The sequence below is a fragment of the Histophilus somni 2336 genome (assembly GCF_000019405.1).
Taxonomy (GTDB): Bacteria; Pseudomonadota; Gammaproteobacteria; order Enterobacterales; family Pasteurellaceae; genus Histophilus; species Histophilus somni.
In genome coordinates this window covers 184,608-197,589 of record NC_010519.1, presented here as the reverse complement: position 1 = coordinate 197,589, position 12,982 = coordinate 184,608, and the positions used below count along the sequence as shown (strand labels likewise).

Annotated in this window: 13 protein-coding genes; 10 read left to right on the top strand and 3 right to left on the bottom strand. The window is 37.7% G+C overall.

Going from position 1 to position 12,982, the window contains the following annotated elements; all coding sequences use genetic code 11:
* The first annotated feature begins 133 nt into the window (after positions 1 to 133).
* Positions 134 to 397 (top strand): hypothetical protein, encoded by a 264-nt coding sequence (locus HSM_RS00940; protein ID WP_012340941.1) that lies wholly within the window; start codon positions 134 to 136, stop codon positions 395 to 397.
* A gap of 21 nt (positions 398 to 418) precedes the next feature.
* Positions 419 to 1,177: a tetratricopeptide repeat protein gene (locus HSM_RS00935; RefSeq protein WP_012340934.1), complete on the top strand. Its 759-nt coding sequence runs from the start codon at positions 419 to 421 to the stop codon at positions 1,175 to 1,177.
* Positions 1,178 to 1,298: 121 nt separating this feature from the next.
* On the opposite strand, the gene HSM_RS00930 is transcribed toward HSM_RS00935, so the two are convergent.
* Together HSM_RS00930 and mobA are read right to left on the bottom strand one after the other, a co-directional pair.
* Positions 1,299 to 3,305, bottom strand: coding sequence for an OPT family oligopeptide transporter (locus tag HSM_RS00930; RefSeq protein WP_012340925.1), 2,007 nt, complete (start codon positions 3,303 to 3,305; stop codon positions 1,299 to 1,301).
* 118 nt (positions 3,306 to 3,423) lie between these two features.
* The gene (gene mobA / locus HSM_RS00925) at positions 3,424 to 4,011 is read right to left on the bottom strand and encodes a molybdenum cofactor guanylyltransferase MobA (RefSeq protein ID WP_012340917.1); all 588 of its coding nucleotides are present in this window, start codon (positions 4,009 to 4,011) and stop codon (positions 3,424 to 3,426) included.
* A gap of 66 nt (positions 4,012 to 4,077) precedes the next feature.
* On the opposite strand from mobA, the gene HSM_RS00920 reads away from it, so the two are divergent.
* The 5 genes from HSM_RS00920 (at position 4,078) to HSM_RS00900 (ending at position 7,251) form a co-directional block, all read left to right on the top strand.
* Complete coding sequence (locus tag HSM_RS00920) at positions 4,078 to 4,344, top strand: YihD family protein (protein ID WP_012340907.1); 267 nt, start codon at positions 4,078 to 4,080, stop codon at positions 4,342 to 4,344.
* A gap of 9 nt (positions 4,345 to 4,353) precedes the next feature.
* Positions 4,354 to 4,962 carry a thiol:disulfide interchange protein DsbA gene (gene dsbA / locus HSM_RS00915; RefSeq protein ID WP_012340900.1) on the top strand — a complete coding sequence of 203 codons (609 nt, stop codon included), beginning with the start codon at positions 4,354 to 4,356 and terminating at the stop codon, positions 4,960 to 4,962.
* Positions 4,963 to 5,015: 53 nt separating this feature from the next.
* On the top strand, positions 5,016 to 5,345 hold the full coding sequence (locus tag HSM_RS00910) for a DUF413 domain-containing protein (RefSeq protein WP_012340894.1): 330 nt from the start codon (positions 5,016 to 5,018) through the stop codon (positions 5,343 to 5,345).
* Between the two features lie 65 nt (positions 5,346 to 5,410).
* Complete coding sequence (gene trmA / locus HSM_RS00905) at positions 5,411 to 6,511, top strand: tRNA (uridine(54)-C5)-methyltransferase TrmA (RefSeq protein WP_012340885.1); 1,101 nt, start codon at positions 5,411 to 5,413, stop codon at positions 6,509 to 6,511.
* Positions 6,487 to 7,251 carry a class I SAM-dependent methyltransferase gene (locus HSM_RS00900; RefSeq protein ID WP_012340874.1) on the top strand — a complete coding sequence of 255 codons (765 nt, stop codon included), beginning with the start codon at positions 6,487 to 6,489 and terminating at the stop codon, positions 7,249 to 7,251. Before trmA ends, HSM_RS00900 begins: the two co-directional genes overlap by 25 nt.
* Positions 7,252 to 7,287: 36 nt before the next feature.
* Here the strand turns inward: HSM_RS00900 and HSM_RS00895 are convergent, their stop codons facing one another.
* Positions 7,288 to 8,130: a MurR/RpiR family transcriptional regulator gene (locus HSM_RS00895; RefSeq protein ID WP_012340867.1), complete on the bottom strand. Its 843-nt coding sequence runs from the start codon at positions 8,128 to 8,130 to the stop codon at positions 7,288 to 7,290.
* A 242-nt stretch (positions 8,131 to 8,372) separates the two neighbouring features.
* On the opposite strand from HSM_RS00895, the gene HSM_RS00890 reads away from it, so the two are divergent.
* From HSM_RS00890 to HSM_RS00880, 3 genes are all read left to right on the top strand, one after another.
* Positions 8,373 to 10,283 carry a bifunctional 5-dehydro-2-deoxygluconokinase/5-dehydro-2-deoxyphosphogluconate aldolase gene (locus HSM_RS00890; protein WP_011608457.1) on the top strand — a complete coding sequence of 637 codons (1,911 nt, stop codon included), beginning with the start codon at positions 8,373 to 8,375 and terminating at the stop codon, positions 10,281 to 10,283.
* A gap of 101 nt (positions 10,284 to 10,384) precedes the next feature.
* The gene (locus HSM_RS00885) at positions 10,385 to 12,265 is read left to right on the top strand and encodes a DUF294 nucleotidyltransferase-like domain-containing protein (protein WP_012340849.1); all 1,881 of its coding nucleotides are present in this window, start codon (positions 10,385 to 10,387) and stop codon (positions 12,263 to 12,265) included.
* On the top strand, positions 12,262 to 12,972 hold the full coding sequence (locus HSM_RS00880; protein WP_011608455.1) for a 3'-5' exonuclease: 711 nt from the start codon (positions 12,262 to 12,264) through the stop codon (positions 12,970 to 12,972). The genes HSM_RS00885 and HSM_RS00880 overlap by 4 nt, the downstream gene beginning before the upstream one ends.
* The last annotated feature ends 10 nt before the right edge of the window (positions 12,973 to 12,982 follow it).

Genomic DNA, 12,982 nt, shown 5'->3' with positions numbered 1-12,982 from the left:
TGTGGGAGCTGGTAGGAATCTCCTTGCTTTAGCTAGGGGAGGACGTCAAAGGATGTAGAGTATACTCTACATCCTACCTACTTGATAGTAGGTATCGAACGCCACATATAAAATCAAATCAGAGGAAAAAACCATGTCAAATCGTATTGAAATTACTGTTGATATTTATAAGAATTTTTTTGGAGATACCTCAGATTCGCCTTATGTTTACGACAATATAAAAGCCATCAATCCTAATGAACAAAAAGAGGTGGATGAAATCGTCAATAAAATGATTGCTAATGGCAGCTCTCAATTATTTGATTCTAATTTAAATATTTTGAATCCAATCACCCCTCTTGAAACGGGAAGAAAATGTTTTCTCAATCCACAAACTTTGTGTATTGAATTCAAATAATCGTCAAATAAGGAACATAAAATGAACCTAAAAAAATCCCTACTTATCGCCTTGCTCTCTTTCGGTGTTGCCCAATCTGCACTTGCCGAAACCAATAGCGAAAAACTTGACCGAGCTACTCAACTTTACAAACAACAAAATTATTCTGCCGCTTTTCCCTTACTCAAACAACTGGGGGAAAAAGGAAATGCAAAAGCACAAGCTGTGCTCGGCACAATGTATATGTTTGGACAGGGTATTACACAAAACTCTCAACAAGCCGTCTATTGGTACACAAAAGCCGCTGAACAGGGAGATGCAAAAGCACAATCTATGCTCGGCTTTATGTACACGAACGGACTAGGTGTTACGCAAAACTCTCAACAAGCCGTCTATTGGTGGACAAAAGCCGCTGAACAGGGAGCTGCAGAAGTACAACTCTATCTCGGCGTGATGTATGCAAACGGACAAGGCGTTGCTCAAAACTATCAACAAGCCGTCTATTGGTTCACAAAAGCCGCTGAACAAGGCATTGCAGAAGCACAACTCTATCTCGGCGTGATGTATGCAAACGGACAAGGCGTTGCTCAAAACTATCAACAAGCCGTCTATTGGTTCACAAAAGCCGCTGAACAAGGCATTGCAGAAGCACAACTCTATCTCGGCGATATGTATGAAAAAGGACGAGGGGCACAAAAAAATGTTTCTACAGCTAAAGCATTCTACGGTCAAGCATGCGATAATGGCAACGCTCAGGGATGTAAAGATTTCGCCAGATTAGATAAACAGGGTGTGCGTTAATCGTTAGGTATTGTTATGAAGTGAATATTACTTAGTTTTCTCGTTTCTAAATTATGTATAAAAAACCTCCGCTTTAAAAAGCTGGAGGTTTTTTGTAAATATCTATTTAATTTTCTCAATATTATTGTTTCGCCTTGAGTACACGTAATGCAAAGATTGTTATACCCGTAGCGAACATCATTAAGCCTAATACTTGAGCTAGACTCTCCCAGTTTTCTAAATGTAATGCTAGCGGTGCATCAGAACCTCCGGAAGTAACGGAACCTGCAACAATAAATGCCAGTAATATCCCGATTAAACTTTCACCCACAATCAGACCCGCTGCAAATAATGTGCCGAAACGTTCCGCTTTTTTCTTCACATCAGCAAGATCTTTGCCTGTACGTTTCGCAAAGTTTTCTAAATGACGATTAATCAACCAAGCAAGCAATGCACCGACAACGATTGGTGCATTGACTGACGGCGGTAAGTAGATCCCCATTCCTACTGCCAATGCTGGTAACGCTAAACGTTTGTTAGACGCCTTTTTCAATACGCTGTCGATGAAAATTAAAACCGCACCAAAGCCGATACCAAAGAAAATATAGTTCCATTCGAGATTATGAGAAAAAATACCGTTTGCGATAGTCATCATTAAGGTTGCTTGCGGTGCGAAAAGTGCTTGGCTCGGATCCATAGTTTCACGAGGCATTGCACCGGCAAAACCATAGGCGTGATAAAGAATTTCCAATACAGGAGCAATAACCAACGCCCCCACAATCACACCGATAATCAAGGCAAACTGTTGACGCCAAGGTGTTGCTTCAACCAATTGACCGGTTTTTAAATCTTGTAAGTTATCATTAGAAATTGCCGCAATACAAACCACGATTGAACCGGTAAATAGCGTAAGTGCGGTCAAAAATTTCTGACCTTCCGCCGTGTCTAATAAACCTGTAGCAGAACCGACGAGCATTAACACTAATGAAGTTGTTACCACAGAAATAATACCGATTCCGGAAATTGGGCTTGATGATGAACCAACAAGGCCTGCCATATATCCGCACGCTGCTGCTACTAAGAAACCGATAACGACAGCAAGTAAAGTGCAAACCAAAATTAAAATGATCGCCGTGCCGGCTTCAATACCCACAGGATTTATAAAGCTATATAAAGCCAATACAATTAATACAACGCTTACTAACGTGGTGAAAATCAGCGTTGTCGGAGATAAGTCTTGGGAAGTGCGGTCAGTATTTTTTGCATTCGGATCTTTCAAAGCTCTAAATGACTCGATCATACCTTGAATCATTGGTTTCATTAACACCAATAAAGTCCAAATTGCCGCAATACCGATAGTCCCTACACCAATAAAACGCACTTTATTTTTCCAAATACTGAAAGCATAACCTATCATATCGGCATCAGACGGCATGGGTGCGACAGAAGTAAAGTAAGGAACTGCTACTCCCCAAGCAACAAAAATGCCTAATAAAATGGCTAAACCGCCAATCATACCCACTAAATACCCCGCACCTAACAGAGCAAGTGAGAAACCCATCGGCACTTGAAAAATTGCATTTCCACCTTTGAACCAAAGACTTGCACTATCCGCAATTACACGTAAACCATTAGTTAAAAACCCGGCTACCGCTGCAATCAGACCACCGATTGTAAGTTCTTTGACACCTCTTCCACCGATTTCATCATTACCCGCTTTCAATACTTCTGCTGCGGCAACGCCTTCAGGGTAAGGCAAATCACTTTTCACTACCATGACATTACGCAACGGCACAGTGAAAATTACCCCTAGCATACCGCCGGAAATACAAATTAATAATGTTTGCCAAAAAGGGAAACCTTGCCAATATCCCAGCATCAACATAGCAGGGATAACAAAAATAACGGAAGACAATGTTCCGGCTGAGGATGCTTGAGTTTGTACCATATTATTTTCAAGAATATTAGACCCCTTGAAAAATTTTAATACTGCCATTGAGATAACCGCTGCAGGAACTGATGAGGCAAAAGTCAACCCGACTTTTAAACCCAAATACACATTGGAAGCCGTAAATACCACAGTGATCAACGCCCCCAATAACATTCCTCGAAATGTGAGTTCTTTTAATGATTGTTGTTTGCTTAACATTTTTTATTCCTATGTAATATATCAACGGAGGGGAAGTCTACTCTAATTGCTTAGTAAAAAAAATGATTTTTCATATATTTATGCTCAAATTAAGATAATTAATAATTAAAACAAAAAATTAAGCATAAATATTTTGATATTTTTCAATATCCTGCAATGTGTTCATATTCACGAAAGCCTGTTTTTGTAAGCTGAAATCCACAGAAATAGCCTTATGTTGACGAAAAAATTGTAACATTTGACGATGACCTGACTGCAAATAAACTCTTAACGGTAATTTAAGTTGAGTGGACAATAAACTAAAAGCAGGATGTTCACGTTCACCATCATTTGCATAAGCTAATAAACTTTTCGAATTCTCCACCGCACTTTGCAACTTTTCACATAAATTCAACGGCAAAAAAGGGCTATCACAAGGCACAAAAAGCACAAAATCCGTATTAGCTCGCTCAAGTGCGGTCAATATTCCACTTAAAGGGCCTTGAAAATCCTCCAATTCATCACCAAAAACCTCTACCCCACTTTGTTGATAAATAGCTTGATGACGATTAGCATTAATAGAAATACTACTCACTTGATTGGTTAACCTTTGCAAGCAATGTTGATAGAGAGGCTTACCTTGAAGCAGTTGTAATCCTTTATCTAACCCAGCCATTCGTTTAGCTTGCCCACCAGCTAAAATTACTGCACTAATTGTTGTTGCCATATTTTCTTCTTTACCTATTTCAAGTATGATTGTCGGCTGTTTGGGTTAAATAATAAGGAAAACTTTATGAAATGTCATCGTTTAAACGAAGTGTTGGAACTTTTACAGCCCTATTGGTCTAACAATCCGGATTTACATTTAATCCAAGTTTTACAAAAAATTGCGGAGGAAACCGGTTTTGATAAGCCCATTGCGGAATTAACCGATGAGGTTATTATTTATCACCTAAAAATGTATGGTACAGGTAAAAATGAGCCTATTCCCGGCATCAAAAAAGATTATGAAGACGATTTTAAAACAGCCTTATTAAAAGCACGTGGCATTATTGATTAGGAGTATTACATGAAAAAATTTCTATGGGCATTAGCCTCTTTTTTCTTTTTAAATTCAACTCAAGCCTTAGCATTACAAGAAGGAAAACAGTATATTGAACTAGAGCAGCCTCGTTCCGTTCAACCTGAAGTGATTGAATTTTTCTCTTTTGGTTGTATCCATTGTTTTAATTTTGAAAAAACATATCAAATTCCACAACAAATTAAAGCTGATTTGCCCAAAGATGTCACTTTCAAACAATATCATGTTGATTGGATGGGCGAAGATATTGTTCGTGCTTGGTCGTTAGCAATTCTCTTAGGTATAGAAGAAAAAGTTAAAATGCCTCTATTTGAATTGATTATTGAAAAAAGAAAAGCACCTACTTTAGACAATATTCGTGAAGTGTTTCTCGCAAACGGCATTACTGCGGCACAGTTTGACGGAGGAATTAATAGTTTTGCCGTCACCGCTCAAACAAACAAACAAATTGCCTTAGCAAAAAAACTTGGCGTAAGAGCAACACCTGAATTTTATATTAACGGTAAATATAAAGTAAATGCGGAAGGTCTATCCCGTACAACAGACGGTTTTATCAAGGATTATGTAGAAACTGTTAAAGGTTTATTGCAAAAATAACAAAAAATTGATTTAATGCGAGCCGATTTTTACAAAATAAGATAGAGGATATTATGGCAGAGAGTTTTAGTGTTACACGTCGTTTTTTCGATGATAAAAATTATCCACGAGGTTTTGCTCGTCATGGTGATTACACCATTCGTGAATCTCAAACGTTAGAGCAATATGGTCAAGCATTTAAAGCGTTAGATTTAGGTGAGCGTGTACCAGTTACGGAAGAAGAAAAAGCTTTCGTTGCTTTCTGTCGTGGAGAACGTCCAGCAGAAACATATTTTGAGAAAACTTGGAATAAATACCGCACTCGTATTTCTGCCAGTAAACGTGTTTACACATTATCTGGCGTTGTTGGTGCTGACAATCCGGATGATTTCTCTGCCGAATAACTTAAGATTAAGTAAAAGGGGTGCGAAATTCGCACCTTTTCATTTTTAGCTCAATACTGAAGATCATGCAACGTTTACCTATTGAACAATATTCCGCACTTTTAGCAGAAAAACAACAAAAGCTGACCGCACTTCTAGCACCTTTTAATTCACCACCGCTTGACGTATTTGCTTCCGAAACAAGCCATTTCCGTATGCGTGCCGAATTTCGTATTTGGCATGAACAAGATGATTTCTATCATATTATGTTTGATCAAAAAACAAAACAACGTTTTCGTATCGATCAATTTCCTATTGCCAGTCAGTTGATTAACCAAATGATGCTGGCGTTATTGCCTTTGCTTAAACAACACAATATTTTAACTCATCGCTTATTCCAAATTGACTATCTCAGTACTTTGAGCAACAAGATCATTGTCAGTTTGTTATACCACAAAACACTTAACGAAGAATGGCTACAGGCAGCAACTCAATTGAAACAACAACTGATAAAACAAGGATTTGATGTACAAATTATTGGTCGTGCAAATAAACAAAAAATTTGTTTACAGCAAGATTTTGTTGATGAAATTTTGCCTGTCAAAAATCAACAGTATATTTATCGCCAAGTAGAAAACAGCTTTACTCAACCTAATGCAACGGTAAATTGTAAAATGTTGGAATGGGCAATTAATTGTACTAAAAATAGTCAGGGCGATTTACTTGAGCTTTACTGCGGGAACGGCAATTTCTCTATTGCCCTAGCACAAAACTTTCGCAAAGTATTAGCGACAGAAATTGCAAAACCCTCTGTAAGTGCGGCTCAATTTAATATTGCAGCAAATAAAATTGATAATTTACACATTATTCGTATGTCCGCAGAGGACTTTACGCAAGCTATGAACGGTGTGCGTGCATTTAATCGCTTAAAAGGCATTAATTTACAAGATTATCAATGTAATACCATTTTTGTTGATCCCCCAAGATCTGGACTTGATATGGCAACAGTAAAATTAGTACAAAACTATGAGCGGATTTTATATATATCCTGTAATCCATATACATTATGTGAAAATTTACAAGAATTAACTAAAACTCATCGTATTGAAAAAGCCGCCTTGTTTGATCAATTCCCTTATACAGAGCATATGGAAAGTGGTGTATGGTTAATCAAAAAATCCAATTAATTTGTGAAACAGAAAGTGCGGTGCAATTTACCGCACTTTGTCAACAAAAAGGTTTGATTCACGATCCTAATAGTTATTTAGCACTGGTGCAAACAAAAGTGGAAGGACAGGTTCGCTTGGAATTACGCAAATTAGATGAGCCGAAACTTGGTGCTGTTTATGTGGATTTTGTGACCGGCACAATGGCTCACCGTCGTAAATTTGGAGGCGGTCGAGCTGAAGCTGTGGCAAAAGCGGTAGGGATCAAAGGTAATTATCTGCCGACAGTTATTGATGCAACTGCCGGTTTGGGACGTGACGCCTTTGTGCTGGCTGCTTTGGGGTGTAAAGTCCGTTTGGTTGAACGCCATCCGGTAGTCCATTTGTTATTACAAGACGGCTTGAAGCGTGCTTATGCCGATGCGGAAATAGGGACTATGATGCAGGCGAATATGCAATTGCTGGACATAGCACATATTCAAGAATTAAATTCGAGTGAAGAAGGTGCTGATGTTGTCTACTTGGATCCGATGTATCCTCATAAACAAAAAAGTGCATTGGTTAAAAAAGAAATGCGTATTTTTCAACATTTAATCGGTGCAGATTTGGATGCTGATATGTTATTAGAACCTGCCTTATTGCTCGCACAAAAAAGAGCGGTAGTAAAGCGTCCCGATTACGCAGATTTTCTTGCTAAAAAAACACCGCACTTCAGTCACCAAACCAAAAATCATCGTTTTGATATTTATCTCAAAACTTAGTTGCTGACATTCATCACCAAGTCTTAATCGTTATTTTTAAGAATTTTGTGTTTCTTTCTCTTTTTCTAAGCCTAATAAAATCGCCAAAGTTTGTACCAATGTCATCGTAGCACATTGTGAACGGAAGCCGCTTACCTGTGCTTCTTTCACGACAAAAGCAACATCGCTGGAGGCAATTAATGGACTAATTTGACTATCAGTGATAGCAATATGTTTGACACCTTTTTGTGAGGTTGCACTAACAATTTCCAGCGTTTCTTTGGCATAAGGTGAAAAACTCACCGCCACGATGACATCACCCTTTTTCACTTGCATTAATTGTTCATCAAACATACCGCCTAATCCATTTATTAAAAAAGAACGGCAATCTAAATGATGCAACACATAATCCAAATAACAGGCAATACTAAACGAACGTTTTAATCCAATGATAAAAATATTCTGTGCATTTTTTAATATTTCTACCGCACTTTTTAACTGTTTTGTAGTAGTTTGGCTACTTAATTGTTTTAGTGCTTGATTATTGGCTTGTGCAAAAATATTCAAAATATCTTGCAGATTATGTTGCTCGCTCTTTTCCGGTTCCAGCTGACGGAAAACTTGTAAACGCTCCGTATAATTCGCCGTTTCTTCAATCAAATTTTCACGAAAAATTTGTTTCATTTCATTAAAGCCACTAAACCCAAACGCATTTGCGAAGCGAATAAGCGTAGAAGGAGGAACACCGGCACGTTCAGATATCGTCGCAACAGTATCAAAAATTACGCTATTGTGATTATCAAGGACATATTGTGCTACCTGTTTCAAACGTTTACTCAAAGTCGAATAACGTGAACGGATTTCATTTTGTAATGTAACGAGTTGAGAATGTTCTTGCATACTATCTCTTCCTTTGTATTTCTCTCAGTAATAAGTTAAATTTATACCACTTTGAAAAGGAAATTTCATTCTTATTTTACTTAAAAGACTTTATATACCAGCGAGATAGCTAATCTTTGTGATCAATATCTCAAATATTAATTTTATTTCTAGACATTTTTGAAATATATGTTTCAATTTAAGACAATAATTTATTCTATATCCGTTTTTTGTGATGACTTCATCACGCAAGGAGAAGCACAATGAAAAAAGAAAAAACATTAGATCTTATTTGTCTTGGACGAGTTGCCGTAGATTTATATGCTCAACAAATCGGTTCACGCTTAGAGGATGTGAGCTCTTTTGCTAAATATCTCGGCGGATCATCAGGTAATGTTGCTTATGGGACAGCTGTACAAGGTGTAAAATCATCTATGTTGGCTCGTGTAGGTGATGAACATATGGGACGTTTCTTACGTGAGGAATTGCAGCGTCTAGGTGTAGATACGAGCCATTTGATTACGGATAAAGAGCGGCTGACTGCTCTAGTGATTTTAGGAATAAAAGATCAAGATACTTTTCCATTAATTTTCTATCGTGATAATTGTGCAGACATGGCAATCACCGCTGATGATTTTGATGAAGAATATATTGCTTCGGCGAAAGCACTTGCTATTACCGGAACGCATTTATCCCATCCAAAAACTCGCCATGCGGTTTTAACCGCACTTGAATACGCAGGTCGTAATGGAACAAAACGTTTACTGGATATTGACTATCGTCCTGTACTTTGGGGATTAACTTCATTGGGTGATGGTGAAACTCGTTTTATTGACTCTGAAGCCGTTACACAATCTTTACAAGAAGTTTTACATCACTTTGATGTCTTAGTTGGTACAGAAGAGGAGTTTCATATTGCCGGAGGCTCAACTGATACGCTAACTGCATTAAAAAATGTACGTAAAGTCAGTAACGCTACGTTAGTTTGCAAACGTGGGGCGTTAGGTTGTTCTGTCTTTGAGGGCGATATTCCGAATCATATTGACGGTGGTATTAATGTATATGGCGTACGTGTTGAAGTTTTGAATGTCTTAGGTGCAGGCGATGCCTTTATGTCAGGTTTATTACGTGGCTATATTAACGGTGAAAGTTGGGAGCAATGTTGTCGTTATGCAAATGCTTGCGGTGCGTTGGTCGTCTCTCGCCATGGTTGTGCCCCGGCAATGCCGACTAAAGAAGAATTAGATAATTATCTCTCCCGTGCGGAATCGGTACCTCGACCGGACTTAGACGAACAATTAAACCATTTACACCGTGTTACAACACGCAAGCAACAATGGCATGATTTATGTATTTTTGCCTTTGATCATCGTAAACAATTGGTTGATATGGCTGAAAAGTGCGGTGCAGATTTGAAACGTATTCCAACACTCAAAACGTTATTACTTAAAGCCGCAGAACAAACCGCTCAAAAAGAGGGGATTTATAATGGCAATGCCGGCGTTTTAGCTGATACCACATTTGGTCAAGAAGCACTCAATGAAATTACTGGTAAAAAATGGTGGATTGGTCGTCCAATAGAAATGCCATCTTCTCGTCCATTGCGTTTAGAGCATGGTGATTTAGGTAGTCAACTCATTAGTTGGCCCGCAGAACATGTCGTTAAATGTTTAGCGTTCTATCATCCAGCAGACAAGGCAGAGTTAAAAGCAGATCAAGATGCAACATTAAAAGAAGTTTATCGTGCTTGTTGTCGTACAGGTCACGAATTATTACTAGAGATCATTTTGCCTGCGGATATGGAGCAAAAAGAAAGTTACTACACCGATATGATTGCCCACTTCTATTCTCTCGGCATTAAACCGGATTGGTGGAAATTACCTGGAGTGTCCGCAAAAACTTGGGCAGACATCAGTCAAGTCATTGAAAAAAATGACAAACATTGTCGTGGTATTTTAATCCTTGGCTTAGACGCACCTGAAGCAGTCTTTGAGAATGTGTTTAAAGCATCGGCAAACGCACCTTTAGTAAAAGGGTTTGCTGTAGGCAGAACAATTTTTGGACAACCTTCGGCTGATTGGTTAGCTGGTAAAATTGATGATGAGCAACTCATCAAAGAAACCTCAGAGCGTTATAGAAGATTAATTAAATTATGGAAAAATCGTAAAAACTAATTATCTTCTCAAAAATACTAAATGTAATTAGCCCGATGCAGCTGTGTCGGGTTAATTTCTGCTATAGTTGTAGCTCACTTTCGATAAAACAAAGGTCTCACATGGATAGCTCACTTATTCCCAATATCGAATTATTTATTGCACAGGTTCCCCCTTTTACACATTTACCTCATGATTTAATTCGTCTTACTGCACAGAATATTGAAATTCGTTATATCCCCAAAGGGGAACTAATCACAAATGATGAAATCGATAGCCTCAATAATAATGAAAACTTGTATATTGTGCGTATGGGATCAGTGGAGCAAGTCAATAAATCAGGACAATTAAGAGCAAGATTGGAAAGTGGCGATTGTTTTGGTTTCAGTATTTTCAATCATCACGAGCAAGATAAATATCAGGCTTATGCGTTGGAAAATACGTTAATTTATCAAATTCCTTTTCAACGCTTAAATGAACTTTTAAAAAAATTTCCTGAGTACGCTTCTTACTTTTCTTCTGATGCAGGAAAAAGACTAAACAGTTTGGCAAAAAATAACTTTTTAAAAAATCAAAATGATATTTTCATGAAAAAAGTGATTGATATTGCTAATCCTAAAATTGCTCTTGTTGATACGAATACGACATTACAACAAGCTGCGATTAGAATGTGTGAACAACGCCGTTCTTCTGCTTTAGTGATGCAACAAAACAAATTGATTGGCATTATTCATGATCGGGATATGACCAAAAAAGTTGTAGCACAAGGCTTAGATGTAAATACGTTAGTGACAGAAATCATGAACATTAATCCTCCTGTGATTAGGGGTGATGAATTAGTACTACAAGCTATTTCCATGATGATGCAACATAATATTCGTAGCTTGCCGGTGATTGTTGATGATAAAGTTCAAGGTATTTTAACCGCCACAGATCTTGTAAAACAAAACAGTATGCAATCTGTTTTTATCATTAACCGTATTTTTCAAGCAAATACGCTGCCTTTGCTTGTAGAAATAGCTAAACAGCAACGGGATTTATTCCGTGCTTTACTAGAGAGAGGTGTCGCTTATAATAATATTATGCACGTGATGACGCTTATCGCTGATGCATTTGCCCGTAAGTTGCTCATGATGGCGGAACATAAATTAGGAACTCCGCCTTGTCGCTATGCTTGGGTTGTAGCAGGTTCACAGGCTCGTTATGAAATGCACCCTTTATCAGATCAGGATAATGCAATCATTTTAGAAAGAAAATTAACCGCACTTGAACAGGAGTATTTTGTACAACTAACTAAATTTGTAAACAATGGATTGCATGAATGCGGCTATCCTTACTGCACGGGTAACTATATGGCAATAAATGCACGCTGGTGTGTTTCTCTACAGGAATGGAAAGAAAATTTCCGTAGTTGGATTATTGCACCTGAATTAGAAGGTTTGCTCAATGCCTCTGTATTTATGGATATGCGAGGTATTTACGGTGATCTTAATTTGGCAGATCAACTTCAGCAATATTTTGTCGATTTAGTCGCACACAATAAACGCTTTTTAGCGTTCTTAGTGGCAAACAGTATTCGAGTAAAACCCCCATTAAGTATTTTCCGAAATTTTGTTCTTATTAAAGAAGGTGAACATAAAAATAAACTTAACTTGAAAAAACGTGCTATCAGTTTATTAGTAGATCTTGCACGAATTTACGCACTTGCTGCCGGTTTAGCACAAACTATGTCAACTGAACAGCGTTTTAGACATTGTTACAAGCAAGGTATTCTGAATAAAGAAACCCTTAATAATGCACTGGAGGTATATCAATTTGTCTGCAATATGCGTTTTAAATATCAATCAGACGCCTTGCAACAACAGCAAGAACTAACTAATCATATCGATCCCAGTGAGTTAAGTGCCCTTGAACGAAATCACCTTAAAGATGCTTTTCGCTTAATTGCCCAATTTCAAGAGGCGGCAGAGATACGTTTTTCACAACGAGGAATAATGAGATGATAAAAAATTTCCTCAACAAATTTCATCCGTTGAATAAATTGGAAAAACAGCGAAAAATCTTTATTAATCAAGATAATTTACCCGTGCAATGGAAAAGGTTATTTGAAAAGCCTTACCCCAAAAGTTCCACAGATTTGACCGCACTTTCCTACTTAGTAATTGATTTCGAAACCACAGGGCTGAATTCAATGATGGATAATATTTTGAGTGTTGCTACCGTTCCCATTGACAATTTAACATTAGATATTTCAAAAGCATGGCATCAATTCGTCGCCGAGCAACAAGAAATTAAAGAAGATACTGTTATTATCAATCATATTTTGCCACAAATGCTAAATGGGGCAGAAACCTTAGATGATACAATGAATAAACTCTTTGAGCTGATGCAAGGACGTATTCTTATTGCTCACGGCTCCACTATAGAAAAGCGTTTTATCTTACATTATCTGAACGTTCGCTATAATTTATCGCAATTTCCTCTGTTTTGGTTAGATACCTTAAAAATTGAACGTTCGTTATGTCAGGACAACGAAAATAATTATCAACTTAGCCATATTCGTAATAAATATAATTTGCCCGAATATATCGGTCATAATGCACTTATTGATGCAATATCTGCCGGTGAGCTTTTTTTGGCACAATTAGAAAAGGTGTTTGGTAAGAGTTCAAAAGAAATCGGCGAAATTTATCGCCGATCTATCGGTTAATATTTGAAAT

Bases quoted from the DNA above. Each gene is read 5' to 3' on its own strand.
- HSM_RS00920 (WP_012340907.1), top strand. From the start codon at position 4,078: ATGAAATGTCATCGTTTAAACGAAGTGTTGGAACTTTTACAGCCCTAT.
- HSM_RS00910 (WP_012340894.1), top strand. From the start codon at position 5,016: ATGGCAGAGAGTTTTAGTGTTACACGTCGTTTTTTCGATGATAAAAAT.
- HSM_RS00890 (WP_011608457.1), top strand. From the start codon at position 8,373: ATGAAAAAAGAAAAAACATTAGATCTTATTTGTCTTGGACGAGTTGCC.
- HSM_RS00935 (WP_012340934.1), top strand. From the start codon at position 419: ATGAACCTAAAAAAATCCCTACTTATCGCCTTGCTCTCTTTCGGTGTT.
- HSM_RS00900 (WP_012340874.1), top strand. From the start codon at position 6,487: ATGGTTAATCAAAAAATCCAATTAATTTGTGAAACAGAAAGTGCGGTG.
- HSM_RS00930 (WP_012340925.1), bottom strand. From the start codon at position 3,305: ATGTTAAGCAAACAACAATCATTAAAAGAACTCACATTTCGAGGAATG.
- HSM_RS00885 (WP_012340849.1), top strand. From the start codon at position 10,385: ATGGATAGCTCACTTATTCCCAATATCGAATTATTTATTGCACAGGTT.
- trmA (WP_012340885.1), top strand. From the start codon at position 5,411: ATGCAACGTTTACCTATTGAACAATATTCCGCACTTTTAGCAGAAAAA.
- HSM_RS00940 (WP_012340941.1), top strand. From the start codon at position 134: ATGTCAAATCGTATTGAAATTACTGTTGATATTTATAAGAATTTTTTT.
- HSM_RS00895 (WP_012340867.1), bottom strand. From the start codon at position 8,130: ATGCAAGAACATTCTCAACTCGTTACATTACAAAATGAAATCCGTTCA.
- mobA (WP_012340917.1), bottom strand. From the start codon at position 4,011: ATGGCAACAACAATTAGTGCAGTAATTTTAGCTGGTGGGCAAGCTAAA.
- HSM_RS00880 (WP_011608455.1), top strand. From the start codon at position 12,262: ATGATAAAAAATTTCCTCAACAAATTTCATCCGTTGAATAAATTGGAA.
- dsbA (WP_012340900.1), top strand. From the start codon at position 4,354: ATGAAAAAATTTCTATGGGCATTAGCCTCTTTTTTCTTTTTAAATTCA.